Source organism: Pseudomonas sp. NPDC096925 (genome assembly GCF_044762545.1).
In the GTDB taxonomy this organism is placed as follows: Bacteria; Pseudomonadota; Gammaproteobacteria; order Pseudomonadales; family Pseudomonadaceae; genus Aquipseudomonas.
Genome location: NZ_JBIWEM010000007.1, coordinates 267,258 through 285,707, shown reverse-complemented (window position 1 = coordinate 285,707; position 18,450 = coordinate 267,258). Strand labels below are relative to the sequence as shown.

The window sequence follows — 18,450 nt, the reverse complement described above, 5'->3', positions numbered from 1 at the left end:
AAGGCCCGGCCACCAAAGCAGCATTCGGCCGCCTGCGGGCTGTTTCTAAGATGGCGGCACGGCCTCTGTGGTTGAGGCCTTGCGTGCAATCGTGAGGGCATAAGAATGACAACAAAACGCAACGTCTTGCTGGCTGCCGGGCTGCTTGCCAGTGCAGTGCTGACCGGCACGGCCTGGGCACATGGCAATGTGGTGCCCCAGGCCGTGGAAACCCAGGGCCTGACCCCGATCAAGGACGCCGGCGTAGCCCTGGATGGCGATGGCTGGGCGGCGGTCAACCCGTACCGCAGCTCTCCCGAGCACGACAAGGCGGTGGAAATCGGCGCCTCGGCCTACAACCAGAACTGCGCCGCCTGCCATGGCCTGGAGGCCAAGTCTGGCGGTATCGCCCCGGATTTGCGCATGCTCGATGCCGGCGAGGCCGGGGATGAATGGTTCGTCGAGCGGGTACGCCACGGCGCCGTCCGCGACGGCCGGGTGTACATGCCGAAGATGGCCGACTACCTGAGCCAGGAAGCCCTGTGGGCGGTGCGCACCTACCTGGACAGCGTGCACGTCGAGGAGTGACGGCCATGCGCCTGTTGGCGGTGCTGTTCAGTACCCTGCTGCTGTGTTGCGCGGCGGCGCAGGCACAGGTGCGCAGCTATGACGCGATCATCGCCTCCGGTGAACTGAAGGTGGCGGTGTACAAGGACTTCGCGCCCTACAGCTTCGAGGACCACGGCCAGCCACGCGGTGTCGACGTGGAACTGGCGCAGGCCCTGGCCACGGCGTTGGGGGTGCGTTTGCAGCTGGTCTGGGCGCCACCGGGGGAAAAGCTCGACGACGATCTGCGCGACTACATCTGGCGCGGCAGCCCGCTGCGTCACCAGCAACTGGCCGACCTGATGATGCGCGTGCCATACGACCACGCCTACGCGCAAAGGCGCAATGAGGTGGGCGAGTTGGAAAACGCCCAGGTGGTGATGTTCGGCCCCTATCAGGAGGAGCGCTGGCAGGTCGCCTACGATCGCCGCCGCCTGCCCTCGGTGGCCAGTGTCGCGGTGTTCCGGCAGCACCCGATCGGGGTCGAGGTGGACAGCGTGCCGTCGTTCTACCTGACTTCTGTGTTCAACGGCATGCTGAGTGCCAAAACCCATCATTACCCCAATGTGCAGCAGGCCTTCGGTGCCATGCAGGCCGGCCAGGTAGACGCGGTGATGGCGATGCGCGGCGAGGTTGACTGGCAATTGCACCAGGCCGCCGACCCGCAACTGGCACTGGCGGAAAACGCCTACCCGAACCTTGGCAAGCAGGCCTGGGAGATCGGCATGGCGGTGCATGAAAGCAACCGGCAGCTGGCCTATGCGGTGGAGGAGGCGCTTGAGGCGCTGATTCGTGATGGGCGGATGAAGGCGATTTATGCCAGTTACGGCCTGCGTTACCAGGTGCCGGAGATGTACCAGTAACAAGCTGCGCAGGCTTGCGGGTTTTTAAAGGCAACACATCCTCCCTGTGTGAGCGTGTTCACCGAGGCGTCGAACCGCCGCGAACACCGGCGAAGCCGGTGCCATATACCGCGTCGCATTCTTCGCGGGTGAACCCGCTCCCACAGGGACCGCGCAAAGTCAGTGAGATCCGTGTTGATTAATGGGAGTGGGCGATGAACTGGCGAGCGACTTTCCTGCTGGCCTGCTGGGTGCCCTGGGCCGCACAGGCCCTGGCCAGCGAGCCGAGTAACCACAAGGATCCGGTACCGTCGGTAATGTGGGACTTCTACCACAAGCAGCTGCTGGGCCAGGCCGCGTTCGTCTTCGATGACCGGGTCAAGCTGCTGGCGCCACCCTTTGCCGAAGACGCACGCCAGGTGCCGCTGGAGATCGACGCTAGGGCGTTCAGTGGCGAGGTGGTGCGGATGCTCGCCTGGGCCGAACTCAACCCGCTGCCGCGCATTGTCGACTTCCAGCCCGGCGAGCGGGTGCTGCCCTGGTTGTCGATCCGCATCCGCGTCGAGCAGGCCACGCCACTGCGTGCTGCGGTGCTGACGCGCGACGGCCTGTGGCATGTCGGCTCGACCCTGATCGATGCCGCCGGTGGCGGTTGTACCGCGCCCAGCGTGGTACGCACTCAGCCCGGCTGGGAGGAGCACCTTGGCGAAGTCCTGGGCGGGCGCTACCCGCGCGGCGACAGCAGCCGCCTGCGCCTGCAGGTGGCCCACCCGATGGACAATGGCCTGGTCAGTGGTATCCCCGAATTCTTCCTCAACCATGCCGAGCTGCAGGACGCTGACGGCCAGCGCCTGGCCAGCCTGGAACTGTACCCGGCGGTCAGCGAAAACCCCAACCTGGGCTTCGACATCCAGGGCCCCGGGCCGACCCGGTTGGTGTTGCAGGACAACAGCGGCAACCAGTTCGAGGCGGCGGTGCCCTGAGCGCGTTGCCCCACTTCATCCCTGACCAGAGGCGCCCGTCATGCGTTGCATCCTGCTGTTGCTGCTGTGCCTGGGCCTGCCGGCCTGGGCAGACCTGGACTATCGGCTCAAGCCCCGGCAGATCGCCGAGGGCACCTGGCTGCTGGAGGGCAGCACCGACAATTTCGCCAAGGATAACGGCGGCAATATCGTCAACACCGCGTTCATCGTCACCGACAGCGGGGTGGTGGTGATCGACAGTGGGCCGTCGAAACGCTACGGCGAAGCCATGCGCCAGGCCATTGCCGCCACCACCGACAAGCCGGTTGTCGAAGTGCTGCTGACCCATCATCACCCTGACCATGTGCTGGGCAACCAGGCCTTTGCCGATGTACCCATCGGCGCCCTGGCCGGTACCCGCGAGCTGTTGCGCCAGCAGGGCGAGGCCATGGCCGAGAACATGTACCGCCTGGTCGGCGACTGGATGCGCGGGACCGAGGTGGTGCTGCCGACCCGGGTGCTGGAGCCGGGTATTCATGAGGTGGGCGGGCACCGCCTGCGGCTGCTGGCGCTGGGCGGGCACACCGGTGCCGACCTGGCGATTCTGGATGAAAACACCGGCGTGCTGTTCGCCGGTGACCTGGTGTTTTACGAGCGCGCGCTGACCACGCCCAACAGCCCGGGGCTGGAGGTGTGGCTGAAGGACCTGGACACCTTGCAAGCGCTGCCCTGGAAGCAGCTGGTACCCGGGCATGGCCCGCTGGCCAGCGATGCCCGGCCGTTTGCCCAGATGCGTGACTACCTGGGCTGGCTGGATGGGCTGATGCGTGACGGCGCGGCGCGTGGCGACGACATGGCCGAGATGATCCGCAGCCCGATACCCGAACGGTTTGCCGGTATCAGCCTGACCCGTTACGAGCTGATTCGCAGTGTCAGCCACCTGTATCCCCGTTACGAACGCCAGCAGCTGCGGCGCTTGCCGTGAGATTTTCTGCGCCTTCGAGATCGAGCGCCGCCCGCGTGGCGCATCGCGAGCAAGCTCGCTCCTACATCTGTTTCGGGCCAGTAACGCCTGCGCCGACGCGCGCGACCGCCTTGCTTGTCCCTCTCGATATCGAGGTGAACGCCAAGAGACCGCGCGCCTCTGCCTCAGGATCAATTGGCCCGAAACAAATGTAGGAGCGAGCTTGCTCGCGATGCGCCACGCGGGCGGCGCTCGATATGCGCACCAACCCAAATCCCAAGCCCCATACCAAGGAACTAGAAAACTCCGCACTGCGGGCAATTGTTGGCAAGCAGGTCGGGACCAAGAATTCCCGACACACCGGGAAGTTTTCCCGGATACAACAAAAAAACCAAAGGTAGCCGTCATGACCCGATCCCCACGTCGTCCCGTGTTCGCCTTGAGCCTGGTGCTCAGCGCCATGCTGCTTGCCGGCGCGGCCCACGCCGCTGTCAGCAATGAAGAAATTCTCCAGGACCCGAAGAACCCGCAGCAGATCGTGACCAATGGCCTGGGCGTGCAGGGCCAACGTTACAGCCCGCTGAACCTGCTCAATACCGACAACGTCAAGGACCTGCGGCCGGTCTGGGCGTTTTCCTTCGGTGGCGAGAAGCAGCGCGGCCAGCAGGCCCAGCCGCTGGTCAAGGATGGGGTGATGTACCTGACCGGCTCCTACTCGCGGGTGTTCGCCGTGGACGCCCGTACCGGCAAGAAGCTGTGGCAATACGATGCGCGCCTGCCCGATGACATTCGCCCGTGCTGTGACGTGATCAACCGCGGCGTGGCACTGTACGGCGACCTGGTGTTCTTCGGCACCCTTGACGCCAAGCTGGTGGCGCTGAACAAGGACACCGGCAAGGTGGTATGGAGCAAGAAGGTGGCCGACCACAAGGAAGGCTACTCCATCAGTGCTGCGCCGATGATCGTCAACGGCAAGCTGATCACTGGCGTCGCCGGTGGCGAGTTTGGCGTGGTGGGCAAGATCCAGGCCTACAACCCGGAAAACGGCGAACTGCTGTGGATGCGCCCGACCGTGGAAGGGCACATGGGTTACGTGTACAAGGACGGCAAGGCGATCGAGAATGGCATTTCCGGCGGCGAGGCGGGCAAGACCTGGCCCGGCGACCTGTGGAAGACCGGCGGTGCGGCGCCATGGCTTGGCGGTTACTACGACCCGGAAACCAACCTGATCCTGTTTGGCACCGGCAACCCGGCACCGTGGAACTCGCACCTGCGCCCGGGCGACAACCTGTATTCCTCGTCGCGCCTGGCCCTGAACCCGGACGATGGCACCATCAAGTGGCACTTCCAGAGCACGCCGCATGACGGCTGGGACTTCGACGGCGTCAACGAGCTGATTTCGTTCAACTACAAGGACGGCGGCAAAGAGGTCAAGGCCGCCGCCACTGCCGACCGCAACGGCTTCTTCTACGTGCTGGACCGCACCAACGGCAAGTTCATCCGCGGCTTCCCCTTCGTCGACAAGATCACCTGGGCCACCGGCCTGGACAAGGATGGCCGGCCGATCTACAACGAAGCCAGCCGGCCGGGGGCGCCGGGTAGCGAGGCCAAGGGCAGTTCGGTGTTCGTCGCCCCGGCGTTCCTCGGTGCCAAGAACTGGATGCCGATGGCCTACAACAAGGACACCGGGCTGTTCTACGTGCCTTCCAACGAGTGGGGCATGGACATCTGGAACGAAGGCATCGCCTACAAGAAGGGCGCGGCGTTCCTCGGCGCCGGCTTCACCATCAAGCCGCTCAACGAAGACTACATCGGCGTGCTGCGCGCCATCGACCCGGTCAGCGGCAAGGAAGTGTGGCGCCACAAGAACTATGCGCCGCTGTGGGGCGGAGTGCTGACCACCAAGGGCAACCTGGTGTTCACCGGTACGCCGGAAGGCTTCCTGCAGGCGTTCAACGCCAAGACCGGCGACAAGGTCTGGGAGTTCCAGACCGGCTCCGGCGTGCTCGGCTCGCCAGTCACCTGGGAAATGGACGGCGAACAGTACGTTTCGGTGGTTTCCGGCTGGGGCGGTGCGGTGCCGCTGTGGGGCGGCGAAGTGGCCAAGCGGGTCAAGGATTTCAACCAGGGCGGCATGCTCTGGACCTTCAAGCTGCCCAAGCAACTGCAAACGGCAAGCGCCAGTCGCTAAGCCGACAGCCTGCCGCTTGCTGCCAGGGACCCTGCGGCAAGCGGCCCTACTACCAAATGACGAGAGCCCCGCTGCCAACGATGCATTCGCCCGGCAGGCGGGGCTTTTTACCATCGGCTCATCGCCTGTCGCTGGACAGGCATCGACCCACAGAGGCTCAGCATGATCTACGCACAACCCGGAACCCCAGGCGCCATCGTGTCCTTCAAGCCACGCTACGGCAATTTCATCAACGGTGAGTTCGTGCAGCCGCTGGGCGGCCAGTACTTCACCAACAGTTCGCCGGTCAACGGCCAGCCGATTGCCGAGTTCCCGCGCTCTGGCGCCCAGGACATCGAGCAGGCCCTGGACGCCGCCCATGCCGCTGCCGAGGCCTGGGGCAAGACCTCGGTGCAGGACCGTGCCCTGGTGCTGCTGAAGATCGCCGACCGTATCGAACAGAACCTGGAAGTACTGGCCGTTACCGAAAGCTGGGACAACGGCAAGGCCGTGCGCGAAACCCTCAATGCCGACGTGCCGCTGGCGGCGGACCACTTCCGCTACTTCGCCGGCTGCATCCGCGCCCAGGAAGGCGGCGCCGCCGAGATCAACGAAGGCACTGTGGCCTACCACATGCACGAACCGCTGGGCGTGGTCGGGCAGATCATCCCGTGGAACTTCCCGCTGCTGATGGCCGCCTGGAAACTCGCCCCGGCCCTGGCCGCAGGCAACTGCGTGGTGCTCAAGCCGGCGGAACAGACGCCACTGTCGATCACCATTTTCGCCGAGCTGATCGCCGACCTGCTACCGGCAGGCGTGCTGAACATCGTCCAGGGCTTTGGCCGCGAAGCCGGCGAGGCCCTGGCCACCAGCAAGCGGATCGCCAAGATCGCTTTCACCGGCTCCACCCCGGTGGGCTCGCATATCATGAAGTGCGCGGCCGAGAACATCATCCCGTCCACCGTCGAACTGGGCGGCAAGTCGCCGAACATCTTCTTCGAAGACATCATGCAGGCCGAGCCTGAGTTCATCGAAAAGGCTGCCGAAGGGTTGGTGCTGGCATTCTTCAACCAGGGCGAAGTGTGCACCTGCCCGTCGCGGGCGCTGATCCAGGAGTCGATCTACGAGCCGTTCATGGCCGAGGTGATGAAGAAGATCGCCAGGATTACCCGTGGCAACCCGCTGGACACCGCGACCATGGTCGGTGCCCAGGCCTCGGAGCAGCAATACGACAAGATCCTTTCCTACTTGCAGATTGCCCGGGAGGAGGGCGCGCAGCTGCTCACCGGTGGCGGTGCCGAGCGGCTCGACGGCGACCTGGCCAGCGGTTACTACATCCAGCCGACCCTGCTCAAGGGCAACAACAAGATGCGTGTGTTCCAGGAGGAAATCTTCGGCCCGGTGGTTGGCGTGACTACCTTCAAGGACGAAGCCGAAGCGCTGGCGATTGCCAACGACAGCGAGTTTGGCCTGGGTGCCGGGTTGTGGACCCGTGACATCAACCGTGCCTATCGCATGGGCCGTGGGATCAAGGCCGGGCGTGTGTGGACCAACTGCTACCACCTGTACCCGGCGCATGCGGCGTTCGGTGGCTACAAGAAGTCCGGGGTGGGCCGCGAGACGCACAAGATGATGCTCGATCACTACCAGCAGACCAAGAACCTGCTGGTGAGCTACGACATCAACCCGCTGGGCTTCTTCTAAACCGCGTCGCGGCCTTCGCGGGCTCGCCCGCTCCCACAGGTATTGCACTGGTCTTGAAACTTGTGCAGTCCCTGTGGGAGCGGGCGAGCCCGCGAAGAGGCCGGCACTGCCATGCACAAATCCACAGCAGCTCCGTATTACCCCTACCAACGCACCCCGCAAACCTGTCCCAAAGTAGCATTCGGCCCCGTCGCCCCTCGTGCATTAATGCCTCTACCGGAATCGCCCGGCACCAAGAAGAGGAATGCCCCATGTGGACTAAACCCGCCTTTACCGACCTGCGCATCGGCTTCGAAGTGACGATGTACTTCGCCAATCGTTGATGCCTGTCCGGCCATCGTAGCGATGGCCGGGTCTTTATAGCGTAAACCCCCTTGTGAACCTGATCGATCGCAACCAAGCCCTGGCCTTGCGCAAAGGCTTCTGCCTGCGCTGGGAGCCGCACCAGGCGTGCCATGTGCTGCTGTACCCCGAGGGCATCATCGAGCTCAACGCCAGTGCCGGCTGGGTGCTCGAGTTGCTGGACGGCCAGCGCAGCGTGGCAGCGGTCATCGACCGCCTTGCACAGCGCTTCCCCGGTGTGCCGGGGCTCGACGAGGACATCCTGGCGTTTCTGGAGGTGGCCCGTGCCAAGTACTGGATCGAATGAGCGCTGGCCACGCTTTGGTCTGGTTGCTTTCGCTGCGGGATGCTTTACGCTGGCGGTTACCTTCCAGAACAATAAGAACAGGCTTTCCGATGAGCCAGAGTTTCAGCCCGCTTCGCAAGTTCGTTTCGCCTGAGATCATCTTTGGTGCCGGCTGCCGGCATAATGTCGCCAATTACGCCAAGACCTTCGGTGCGCGCAAGGTGCTGGTGGTCAGCGACCCCGGTGTGATTGCCGCTGGTTGGGTGGCGGACGTGGAGGCCAGCCTGCAGGCCCAGGGCATCGACTACTGCCTGTACAGCGCTGTATCGCCCAACCCACGGGTCGAAGAGGTGATGCTCGGCGCCGAGATCTACCGGCAAAACCACTGTGACGTGATTGTCGCGGTCGGCGGCGGCAGCCCGATGGATTGCGGCAAGGCCATCGGTATCGTGGTCGCCCACGGGCGCAGCATCCTCGAATTCGAAGGCGTGGACATGATCCGCGTGCCCAGCCCGCCGCTGATCCTGATTCCGACCACGGCCGGCACCTCGGCGGACGTGTCGCAGTTCGTGATCATTTCCAACCAGCAGGAACGCATGAAGTTCTCCATCGTCAGCAAGGCGGTGGTGCCGGACGTGTCGCTGATCGACCCGCAAACCACCCTGAGCATGGACCCGTTCCTGTCGGCCTGCACCGGCATCGATGCGCTGGTGCATGCCATCGAAGCCTTCGTCTCCACCGGCCACGGCCCGCTGACCGACCCCCATGCGCTGGAAGCCATGCGCCTGATCAACGGCAACCTGGTAGAAATGATCGCCAACCCCACCGATATCGCCCTGCGCGAGAAAATCATGCTGGGCAGCATGCAGGCGGGGCTGGCCTTTTCCAATGCGATCCTGGGGGCGGTCCACGCCATGTCGCACAGCCTGGGCGGGTTCCTCGACCTGCCGCATGGCTTGTGCAACGCGGTGCTGGTGGAGCACGTGGTGGCGTTCAACTACAGCTCGGCACCGGAGCGTTTCAAGGTGATTGCCGAAGTGCTGGGCATCGACTGCCGCGGCCTCAACCACCGGCAGATCTGCGGGCGCCTGGTGGAGCACCTGATCGCGCTGAAGCATGCCATTGGTTTCCATGAAACCCTGGGCCTGCACGGGGTGCGCACGGCCGATATCCCGTTCCTGTCGCAACATGCCATGGATGACCCGTGCATCCTCACCAACCCGCGTGCGTCGAGCCAGCGTGATGTCGAGGTCGTCTATGGCGAGGCCCTCTGACGAGCAGCAGCGGGCGCTGGCCGGGCTGCTGGGGCTGGGCGACCACTCGGCGCGCAAGAGCCATTACCCGGAGTTGGCGGCGCGCCTGGACGAGCTGGAGGCCGAACGCAACCGCTACAAATGGCTGTTCGAAAATGCCGTGCACGGGATTTTCCAGGCCAGCCTGCAAGACGGCATGCGCGCCGCCAACCCGGCGTTGGCACGCATGCTCGGTTACGACAACCCGCAAGCGTTGCTGTTTCCACTGACTGACCTTGCCGCCGACCTGTTTGCCGGCGGGCCTGAAGAGCTGCACGCCATCACCGCGACCCTAGCCCGTGAACGCAGCCTGCATGGCTATGAAACCCGCTTGCGGCGCAAGGACGGCAGCCACCTTGATGTGCTGATGAACCTGTTGCTCAAGCCCGGTCAGGAAGGGCTGGTGGAAGGGTTTGTCGCCGACATCACCGAACGCAAGCAGGCCCAGCAGCGGCTGCAGCAACTGAATGACGAACTCGAGCAACGGGTGGCCGCCCGCACCGATGAGTTGCTGGAGGCCAACCGCAACCTGCAACAGCAGATCGCCGAGCGCAAACAGATCGCCCGCGCCCTGCGTGATGCCCGCGACGCCGCGGAAACCGCCAACCGCAGCAAGGACAAGTACCTCGCTGCCGCCAGCCATGACCTGCTGCAACCGCTGAATGCCGCGCGGCTGCTGATCTCGACCTTGCGCGAAAGGCCACTGCCAGAGGCGGAAAAAGTGCTGGTGGAGCGTACCCATCAGGCCCTGGAGGGCGCCGAAGACCTGCTGACCGACCTGCTGGACATTTCCCGGCTCGACCAGGCGGCAGTCAAGCCGGACGTGGCGCTGTACCGCCTCGACGAATTGTTCGGGCCACTGGTCTCGGAGTTCCGCTCGGTGGCCGATGCGGCCGGCCTGAAGCTGCGCGCGCGCATTGCCGACTATGCCATCAGCACCGATCTGCGGCTGATGACACGTATCCTGCGCAACTTTCTCAGCAACGCCTGCCGTTATACCGATGAGGGCAAAATTCTGCTGGGGGCCAGGCGCCGCGGCAGCCATTTGCGCCTGGAGGTGTGGGATACCGGGCGAGGCATTGCGGCAGATCGGCTGCAGGCCATTTTCCTCGAGTTCAATCAACTGGACGTTGGCCGCGCCGCCGATCGCAAGGGTGTGGGCCTGGGGCTGGCCATCGTGGAACGGATCGCCAAGATTCTCGGCTATCGGGTCGAGGTGCGCTCGTGGCCGGGGCGTGGCTCGATGTTCAGCATCGACGTGCCGATCGGCGAAGCGATGCCGCTGCCTGTTCACCAGGCTTCGCCGCAGCCGGGCACCGGCAACCCGCTGCCAGGCCGCCGCCTGCTGGTACTGGACAATGAGGTGAGCATCCTCGAGAGCATGGGCGCACTGCTCGGGCAGTGGGGCTGCGAAGTGGTTACCGCGACCGACCAGGCCGGGGCCTTGCTGGCCTTGCAGGGGCAGGCACCGGAATTGATCCTGGCGGATTTTCACCTGGACCACGGCGTGGTCGGCTGCGAGGTGGTCAAGCACTTGCGCGAACATTTCGGCGTCGCCATTCCCGCGGTGATCATCACCGCCGACCGCAGCGATCAGTGCCGACGCGCCTTGAACAAGCTCGGTGCGCCGTTGTTGAACAAACCGGTCAAACCGGGGAAGTTGCGTGCGGTGTTGAGCCAGTTGCTGGGCCAGGCCTGAGGCCCGTCGCCGGCAAGCCAGGCTCCCATGGAACTGCACATGACTCATTGAATTAGCAGGGACTCTGTGGGAGCGGCTTTAGCCGCGAACAACGGCGCAGCCTTGGATGCATCGCGGCTAAAGCCGCTACCACAGGGTACGCGTACCGCTTGTGAATTCAGTTCTCTGCCGCTGTTGCCTGTGCTTCCAGCAGGGCTGTACCGAGCGTGTGGTGATAGTGCTCAGGGCCAAGCAGCCGCAAGATACCGGTCCTTTCCAGCTTGCCGAGCACCTTGCTGTTGGCTTCGCACAGTTTCACCACGATCTGGCGTTTGTGCAGTTGCTGGATCACTTCCTCCAGGGTTTGCAGACCCGTGATATCCATGAACGGCACCCGCTTCAGGCAGATCACCAGCAGCTCAGGGTCGGTATGCGTTTGTGACAGCGCGCGCTCGAAGGTTTCAGCGGCGCCAAAGAACAGCGGGCCTTCGATGGTGTACACCATCACGCCGGGGGGAAGCGATGTCTGGCCGTTGCTGTGCAGTTCACTGGCCAGTTCCTCTTCGACCACCTGTTGGACTTCGACGGACGATGCCATGCGGCGCATGAACTGAAGCATGGCGAGGATGACGCCGATATTCACGGCAATCACCAGGTCGCTGAACACCGTCAAGGTGAAGGTGACGAGCAGGATGGCGATGTCGGCTCTCGGTGCGCGTTGCAGCATGCGCTTGAAATGCTTCAACTCGCTCATGTTGTAGGCGACGACGAACAGAATCGCCGCCAGTGCGCAGAGTGGAATGTTCGACGCCAGCGGCGCGAGGAACAGAATGATCAGTACCAGCGTCACGGCATGGACGATGCCGGCCAGTGGGCCGGTAGCTCCATTGCGGATGTTGGTCGCTGTCCGGGCAATGGCCCCGGTGGCGGCAAAACCCCCGAATAGCGGCACGACCAGGTTGGCGACCCCTTGGCCGATCAGTTCCTGATTCGAGTCGTGCCTGGTCCCTGCCATGCCGTCGGCCACGACAGCAGAAAGCAACGATTCGATGGCCCCGAGCATGGCGATCGCGAAGGCCGGCCCGATCAGTTCGATCACGCGCGCGAGGGAAACCTCGGGCCAGGTGAGCGATGGCAAACCCTGTGGAATCGCGCCGAAGGCGGTGCCGATGGTAGCCACACCGTCAAAGTGGAACAGAGATTGAATGAGCGTCGCGAACACCATGGCTACCAGTGGCCCGGGCAGGCGTTTCAGCACGGGCAACCTTGGCGCAAGGATCAGCAGGGCAAGGCTGCAGGTTGCGAGCAGCGTCGTGGCAATGTGGAGGTCCGGCAGGGCTTGCAACAGATGCCATAGTTTTTCGTGGAAGTGCCCGCCTTCGATTTCGGGCAGACCGAAGAAATCCCGCCATTGCCCCACCCAGATGATAATGCCGATACCCGCGGTGAAACCCACGATCACCGGGTCGGGAATGAACTTGATGACTGCGCCCAGGCGGGTAATGCCAAGCACCAGCAGTATGGCGCCAGCCATCATCGTGGCCAGTTGCAAGCCTTCGACTCCGTACTTCGCCGTCACCCCTGCGAGGATCACGATGAATGCTCCGGTAGGCCCGGCGATTTGCAATCGACTGCCGCCCAGCAGGGAAACCAGCAACCCGCCTATGATTGCCGTGTAGATACCTTGCTCCGGCTTGACCCCGGACGCGATGGCGAAGGCCATGGCGAGAGGAAGCGCAACAACCCCAACGATAAGGCCGGATACAAGGTTGCGCATCCAGTGTTCACGTTTGAACAAGCCGGCTTTCCAGGCTTCGCGTACCGCGATCATTGCAGGCTCCTTGGTGGGTGCATGCACATAGTATTTAGCATGTCATGCGCAGGAGGAGCACCCAATGGTAAACCTGGGCCGCTGTTCGTGAGATGGGACACAGCGTCCCGGAATCCAGCCTGTCGTCAGTAAACCTGCTTTCGCCTCCAGTCAATGTACTAACCCGGCCTGGCGAACCATGCGCCCCTGCGCGGTTCCCTGGTCGTGTCCCGAGGTGCCGGATGGCTCCACTGATTTCGTATTTCAAGCTGGCCTTGAACCCTGGCCGTGGGGTGCTGTTCTTCGCACTGCGCACCATCGTTGCAGGCTTGCTGTGCCTCTACCTGGCGTTCATCTTCGACCTTGAGCAGCCGAAGTGGGCGCTGATGACCGTGATCATCATCAGCCTGTCGTTGGCCGGCATGGCCCTAAAACGCAGTTTTGCCCAGGTACTGGGCACCGCCGCGGGGGCAGCCATGGCGGTGGTTCTCATGGCCTTGTGGCAACCGCCTGCTGGCCAACGTCAACCCGAGTTACACCTGGGTCAAGCTTGCCCAGCGCATCCCGGTACGGCTGCGCCTTGAGCGCTGTGCCGACGCGCCCCCTTTGCGCGCGGGGACCACAGCCGCCGTCACCATTCTCGAGTAACAGGGGGGCAGCGTTCATCAGGCAGAACGCTGCGGTGCATTTCATCGCCTATCGTCAGTTCAGGCGTGCATCTATCATTCAGGCTTTGCAGCCTGCGTTGCCAGGTGGCCACAGGCAATCGTCAATCAGGAGTTTCAATGGCAGAGCGAGCTATTCGCGCCTCTTTTGCAGGCGTGGCGTACGAGGTGAACGTGACAGACGGCCTGCACCAGTGGGCCAGCGATGTTGACGCGGCGGCAGGGGGCGGGGATGTCGGTCCGTCACCCCATGGGCTGTTGCTGTCTTCGCTCGGCGCCTGCACCTCCATCACGGTTGCCATGTACGCTCATCGCAAGGAAATGCCGTTGCAAGCCATTGATGTGGATATCCGCATCGAGCAGGAACAACTGGGGCGCGAACCCCGGATCCAGATTGCCCGTGACATTCGTTTGAGCGGCCCGCTGAGCGAAGAGCAACGCACGCGCTTGCTGGAAGTTGCCAATGCCTGCCCCATTCACAAGGTGTTGAGCGGCGAAATCATCATCGCCAGCAAGCTGGTTGGATGAAACAAGGTGCTGCATTGGGCAATCCACCGTGAGGCCTTCGCCCGATACGTCCACACGACGGTTGGTGGCTTCAAGATGCACCTGCACCTCAGGGTTTTCGGCCATGAAACGACTGTCCAGCCCACCTACGCGGTAGTGCAGCAGGGGGAGTGGGGCATGTCCTGCGGATCGTGCCCTGGGTTCTGCACGGGTACTACCTGTGGGAGCGGCTTTAGCCGCGAATACCGGCGAAGCCGGTGCCAGACACTGCGGTGCCGTGGTGCTTAACTGCACCTCACACGTTTCCTGCGAAGGCACACCGTAGGAAACGTAATATGCCAGCCCCACGAAGATCGCCCCACCCACCGCATTCCCCAGGAACACGGCCACCAGGTTCTCCGCCAACTGCCCCAGCTCAAGTACCCGGCAAACCTTTGGCCCAGCTTCGAAGAGGGCGGCAAGCTACATGAGGCAATTTGACGCGGTCAAATCGATGGAATGGATGAGTTGACAGACCGCGTCGATGAGGCCCGCAGTTCAGCGCGCGTAGATCAGCTTCCCGGCAAACCAGGTCTGCAGCACATGGGTATCGCGCAGCGTTTCGGCATCGACGTCGAACACGTCCCGATCAACCACGATCATATCGGCCTGCTTGCCGACCTTGAGTGAACCGGTCTGCTGCTCCAGACGCATGGCCCGGGCGGCGTTGAGGGTATAGGCCTGGAACATCACCTGACGGTCGATGGTTTCAGCCGCGTTGAGCACACCGTTGGGCCCCTTGCGGCTGATGGCCTGGTAGATCGCTTTCCAAGGGTCCGGGGTAGTGATCGGCCAGTCGCTGGCGCCAGCAAGGGTGGCGCCATGCTTGAGCAGCGACCGTGCCGGGAACGTGTGCATGAACGCCATGGCATCCACATACGGCTTGACCAGTTCCATGTTCGATTGGTCGGCGCTGGCCCAGTACAGCTGCATCGCGGCAATCACGTCGAGCTGTTTGAAGCGGGTGTATTCCCTGGGGTTGACCATCTGCAAGTGGGTGATGGAGTGGGGGATGCCGCTGTGGCGATCACGCCGGGCCTGCTCGATGCCGTTGAGTGCCTCGCGCACGGCGCGGTCGCCGATGGCATGCACGTGCACCAGCCAGCCACGGGCATCGGCGGCGCTGACCAATTCGCCAAAGTGCTGCGGGTCCAGCAGCAGTTCGCCGTGCTTTCCGGAATTGCTGTAGGGTTCGAGCATTGCCGCCGTTTGCGCTGGCGCTTCGGCAACACCGTCGGCAAACACCTTGATGCCCGGCAGGGTGAGGTTGTGCACACCGAGAAACTGCCGGCGGACCTTGTCCAGCTCGTCCAGGTCAGCGGGGCTTGCCCTGGAGTCAGCCATCAACAGGGCGGCGACGTGGGCGGTCAGTTCGCCGCGTGCGGAGAGGTCCTTGTACACCGGCAGCACGCCCAGCGAATGGTTGTTCACATCGGCCCCCGGCAACTCGTTGGCCAGTGGGTCCATCCAGCCGGTGATGCCCAGCTGTTTGTAGTAATCCAGGGCCATGCGCCCTGCGTTCAGCAGGGTGGCGTGGGGTAGCGCGGGGAGCAGGTCGGTCACCGGGTAGTAGCTGGCATCGGCGAGGAAACCGTTTGGTGTGCCGTCCGGGTGTTGGCCAATGGTGTTGCGTGCCTCGGCAGGCAGGGCAGCAATGGTGTCGGCATCGATTGCGGCGCGCTTGAGCATGGCCTGGTTGGCCCAGCCGGTGTGCATGTCGTTGGCGGCGAACAGGATCGGTTGCTCGGCCCATTCGCCGTGGTTGAAGCGCTGTTCCAGCGCTGGAATGTCATTCCAGTAGGTGCCCGGTACACCACCGACGACAAGGAACTCGCCGCGCACGGCCTTGCCGTCGCTGCGCCACTGGCGCAGGCGCCGTTCCAGTTCGTCCAGGGCAACCTGCTCGCCGGCGAGGTCGGCCAGCACCCGTTGCAGGCCACCCTTGATGGCATGCGAGTGGGCGTCGAGCATGCCCGGCATCAGCACCTTGCCACCCAGGTCGATGACCCGGGTGCCTTTGGCCTTCAGGCGTAGCACGGCCTGGTCGGAACCTACCGCGACGATTTTCTCGCCTTCGACGGCCACTGCCTGCTGCAAGGGCTGGCCGGGCTCGGCGGTGTAGACCTTGGCGTTGTGCAGGATCAGGTCCACTGCCGCGAAACCCGGCACGCAGGTGCAGGCCAGGCCGGCGCTGATTGCCATCTTCAGGAGCTGTTTCATGCTGTGCCTCGTTCTTGTCGTGATGGCGCCGCAGCCTAGCCAGGGGGCTAGGGCGGATAAAGGCGAGGGCAGGCACAACTTTTTTCGTGATGAGGAAAAAATCCCGAGCCCGTATTTGCCAAGGTGCAAGCAGCGGACCTTGCCGTGCCTATTCAAATCGCCGGCATTTGCGGGTTTGATAGGAGGGGCAGATACTCGCCACCCTCGCATCACTCCCACCGTTTGTGCCGAACAGGAAGAAACCATGGACAAGATGATGGCCCTGACCATCTTCGTCGCTGCCGCCGAACACGCCAGCTTCAGCCGTGCGGCCGAGCAACTGGGCAAGACGCCGTCGGCCATCACCAAGGCCGTCGCGCACCTGGAGAGCGAACTGGGCGTGCGGCTGTTCGAGCGCACTACCCGGCGCATGGCGCTGACCGAGGCGGGTACCTTGTACCTGGAAGGCGCGCGTCAGGCGTTGATGCACCTGCAACGGGTGACCGAGGAAGTGGAGCAGTTGCAGCACGCGCTGCGCGGCACCCTGCGCATTACCGCACCGCCGTCGTTCGGCCCGGCATTTCTCAACCAGGTGTGTTGCCGCTTCATGCGCGAGCACCCGCAGGTGCGCCTGGAGGTCAACCTCAACGATGCCAACGAAGACCTGATCGATGGTGGCTACGACCTGTCGCTGCGCGACGGCCCCACCGACCAGCCGGAGCTGATCGCCCAGCCGCTGATCGAGAACCGCGTGATCCTTTGCGCCAGCCCTGCCTACCTGGCCCGACATGGCGAGGCGATCACCCTGGAGAACTATGCCCAGCACGATTGGCTGCTGCTGCGCCACCCGCTGCTCAACCGCAGCTTCTGGTGGATCGAACACGGCGGCCAGACGCTGCGTGTGCGCCAGCCCACCCCCCGCCTGGTGAGCGACAACTTCGACTTCCTGCTGGCCTGCCTGCTCGATGGGCAGGGCTTGCAGTTCGTACCCACCTGGTGCGCCGCGCCCTACCTGGCCAACGGGCAACTGGTGGAGGTGATGCCTGATTACTGGCGGGCCCTGAGCGCGTTTGGCCCTTGGGTACACGTGCTGTACCTGCCGCACCGGCGCAATACCCGCAAGGTGCAGGCGTTCATTGCCTTGCTGCATGAACATTTGCACGGGCAGGGGGCGCAGGCGCTGGCGTGGGGCTGAATTTTTCCAGCGGGGCACAAAAGTTGTGCGGGTTGTGGCGATGATCGATCAGGGGGCGCCTCGTTAGGCTAGCGGTGCTTGCCTGACCACCCCGGCCTGTACCAGGAGTCCCCCGCCTTGAAGATCCACACCCATGTCAGCGACATCCACCACCCGCTCGAGCGCGGCCACCAGATTGGCGCGCGCTTCGCCGAACAGATCCGTACCACCACTGCACTGTACCTGGGCTTTTTCCCACGGGTTGGCGTGCCCTTGAGCGAGGCGCAACGCATCGGCGAAAACAGCCTGGCTGCCCTGGAAACCTGGAGCCCGGGCCTGGCCGCTGAAGTGGTCGGCATGGCCCGCGGTGCCGACCTGCCGCTGTGGCAACTGGCGAGCCTGAACGCGCGCACCGAAGTGCTGGCGGCCCGCACCCGCCACAGTGAATGCTCCACCACCGTGCATGCACCCCGTGGCGCGCGTGCGCCGCAGACCCTGCAGACCTGGGACTGGCATGACAGCCTGTGCCCCCATGGTCTGATGCTGGCGCTGCACACCGAACGCGGCATGCTCGTCAAACTGTTCTGCGAATTCGGCATGCTCGCCAAGCTGGGTGTGAACAGTGCGGGCCTCGGTCTGCACTTCAATATTCTCCACCATGCCAGTGACAACGACCATGGTGGTGTGCCGGTGCACGCCATCGCCCGGCGTCTGCTGGAGGAGGCCAGCAGTGTCGAGGAGGCCATCGAGCTTGCCCGGTCGGCGCGGGTCAGTGCCTCTACCGTGCTGACAGTGTTCTCCCGGCAGGACAGCAGCCCGCGCGCAGCCAGCATCGAACTGAGCCCCGCGCGCACTGCCCTGGTGCTGCCACGAGAAGACGGCTGGCTGCTGCACACCAACCACTTCCTCGACCCACAACTGAGCCTGGGCGAGCAGGTCGCCGACCGTGCCGATAGCCAATGCCGCCTGGGCCACCTTGAGCAGGTGGTCGGCCAGATGGCCAGCGCTGACCTGCGTGCCCGGGCCGAGGCCATGTGCGGCGCCGAGGGCGACCGTGCGCCGATCTGCTTCCACCCGGACATGGCCATGCCCGATACCGAGCGCTGGGAAACCTTGCTCAGCGTCGGCATCGACACTGAACGCTGTGCCCTGCAGTACGTAGCCGGTAAGCCTGTGCACCTGGCCAAGGCCGGCTTCGACACTTTCTGAGCCAACCCGGTGCCGCCAGCCA

Annotated in this window: 15 protein-coding genes and 3 pseudogenes; 15 read left to right on the top strand and 3 right to left on the bottom strand. The window is 63.9% G+C overall.

Features of this window, described 5'->3' with window-relative positions; translation table 11 throughout:
* Positions 1–105 precede the first annotated feature (105 nt).
* The 10 genes from pedF to ACIQYU_RS20225 all read left to right on the top strand — a co-directional run bounded on the left by pedF (position 106) and on the right by ACIQYU_RS20225 (position 10,846).
* A complete protein-coding gene (gene pedF, locus ACIQYU_RS20270; RefSeq protein WP_207830319.1) occupies positions 106–567 on the top strand; it encodes a cytochrome c-550 PedF in 462 nt (153 codons plus the stop codon).
* Between the two features lie 5 nt (positions 568–572).
* The gene (locus ACIQYU_RS20265; protein ID WP_402801782.1) at positions 573–1,448 is read left to right on the top strand and encodes a substrate-binding periplasmic protein; all 876 of its coding nucleotides are present in this window, start codon (positions 573–575) and stop codon (positions 1,446–1,448) included.
* 194 nt (positions 1,449–1,642) lie between these two features.
* On the top strand, positions 1,643–2,410 hold the full coding sequence (locus tag ACIQYU_RS20260) for a quinoprotein dehydrogenase-associated SoxYZ-like carrier (protein WP_207830313.1): 768 nt from the start codon (positions 1,643–1,645) through the stop codon (positions 2,408–2,410).
* A 40-nt stretch (positions 2,411–2,450) separates the two neighbouring features.
* Entirely contained in the window at positions 2,451–3,374 is a 924-nt protein-coding gene (locus tag ACIQYU_RS20255) for a quinoprotein relay system zinc metallohydrolase 1 (protein WP_207830310.1), read from the top strand.
* A 385-nt stretch (positions 3,375–3,759) separates the two neighbouring features.
* Positions 3,760–5,544, top strand: a complete 1,785-nt coding sequence (gene pedH / locus ACIQYU_RS20250) for a PQQ-dependent alcohol dehydrogenase PedH (protein WP_063913551.1) — start codon at positions 3,760–3,762, stop codon at positions 5,542–5,544.
* A 162-nt stretch (positions 5,545–5,706) separates the two neighbouring features.
* The gene (locus tag ACIQYU_RS20245) at positions 5,707–7,227 is read left to right on the top strand and encodes an aldehyde dehydrogenase family protein (protein ID WP_207830307.1); all 1,521 of its coding nucleotides are present in this window, start codon (positions 5,707–5,709) and stop codon (positions 7,225–7,227) included.
* Between the two features lie 251 nt (positions 7,228–7,478).
* Complete coding sequence (gene pqqA / locus ACIQYU_RS20240) at positions 7,479–7,550, top strand: pyrroloquinoline quinone precursor peptide PqqA (protein ID WP_003253598.1); 72 nt, start codon at positions 7,479–7,481, stop codon at positions 7,548–7,550.
* Positions 7,551–7,603: 53 nt separating this feature from the next.
* Positions 7,604–7,876, top strand: a complete 273-nt coding sequence (gene pqqD / locus ACIQYU_RS20235; protein WP_207830305.1) for a pyrroloquinoline quinone biosynthesis peptide chaperone PqqD — start codon at positions 7,604–7,606, stop codon at positions 7,874–7,876.
* Between the two features lie 89 nt (positions 7,877–7,965).
* Complete coding sequence (gene ercA / locus ACIQYU_RS20230; protein WP_063913548.1) at positions 7,966–9,129, top strand: alcohol dehydrogenase-like regulatory protein ErcA; 1,164 nt, start codon at positions 7,966–7,968, stop codon at positions 9,127–9,129.
* On the top strand, positions 9,113–10,846 hold the full coding sequence (locus ACIQYU_RS20225) for a NahK/ErcS family hybrid sensor histidine kinase/response regulator (protein WP_207830302.1): 1,734 nt from the start codon (positions 9,113–9,115) through the stop codon (positions 10,844–10,846). Before ercA ends, ACIQYU_RS20225 begins: the two co-directional genes overlap by 17 nt.
* Before the next feature lie 157 nt (positions 10,847–11,003).
* On the opposite strand, the gene ACIQYU_RS20220 is transcribed toward ACIQYU_RS20225, so the two are convergent.
* Complete coding sequence (locus ACIQYU_RS20220; protein WP_402801773.1) at positions 11,004–12,656, bottom strand: SulP family inorganic anion transporter; 1,653 nt, start codon at positions 12,654–12,656, stop codon at positions 11,004–11,006.
* A gap of 221 nt (positions 12,657–12,877) precedes the next feature.
* Here ACIQYU_RS20220 and ACIQYU_RS20215 point away from each other — a divergent pair.
* From ACIQYU_RS20215 to ACIQYU_RS20205, 3 genes and pseudogenes are all read left to right on the top strand, one after another.
* Positions 12,878–13,138: pseudogene (locus ACIQYU_RS20215) on the top strand (FUSC family protein); the annotation flags it as partial.
* Positions 13,137–13,283: pseudogene (locus ACIQYU_RS20210) on the top strand (HlyD family secretion protein); the annotation flags it as partial. The pseudogenes ACIQYU_RS20215 and ACIQYU_RS20210, both read left to right, overlap by 2 nt.
* 137 nt (positions 13,284–13,420) lie before the next feature.
* Positions 13,421–13,828, top strand: coding sequence for an OsmC family protein (locus ACIQYU_RS20205; protein ID WP_207830298.1), 408 nt, complete (start codon positions 13,421–13,423; stop codon positions 13,826–13,828).
* A 308-nt stretch (positions 13,829–14,136) separates the two neighbouring features.
* On the opposite strand, the pseudogene ACIQYU_RS20200 reads toward ACIQYU_RS20205, so the two are convergent.
* Positions 14,137–14,238, bottom strand: a pseudogene (locus ACIQYU_RS20200) (formate/nitrite transporter); the annotation flags it as partial.
* Between the two features lie 106 nt (positions 14,239–14,344).
* The gene (locus tag ACIQYU_RS20195; protein WP_333956655.1) at positions 14,345–16,066 is read right to left on the bottom strand and encodes an amidohydrolase; all 1,722 of its coding nucleotides are present in this window, start codon (positions 16,064–16,066) and stop codon (positions 14,345–14,347) included.
* A gap of 244 nt (positions 16,067–16,310) precedes the next feature.
* Here ACIQYU_RS20195 and ACIQYU_RS20190 point away from each other — a divergent pair, with 244 nt between their 5' ends.
* Together ACIQYU_RS20190 and ACIQYU_RS20185 are read left to right on the top strand one after the other, a co-directional pair.
* Positions 16,311–17,240, top strand: coding sequence for a LysR family transcriptional regulator (locus ACIQYU_RS20190; RefSeq protein ID WP_207830294.1), 930 nt, complete (start codon positions 16,311–16,313; stop codon positions 17,238–17,240).
* A gap of 117 nt (positions 17,241–17,357) precedes the next feature.
* On the top strand, positions 17,358–18,428 hold the full coding sequence (locus tag ACIQYU_RS20185) for a C45 family autoproteolytic acyltransferase/hydolase (protein WP_402801767.1): 1,071 nt from the start codon (positions 17,358–17,360) through the stop codon (positions 18,426–18,428).
* Positions 18,429–18,450 lie beyond the last annotated feature (22 nt).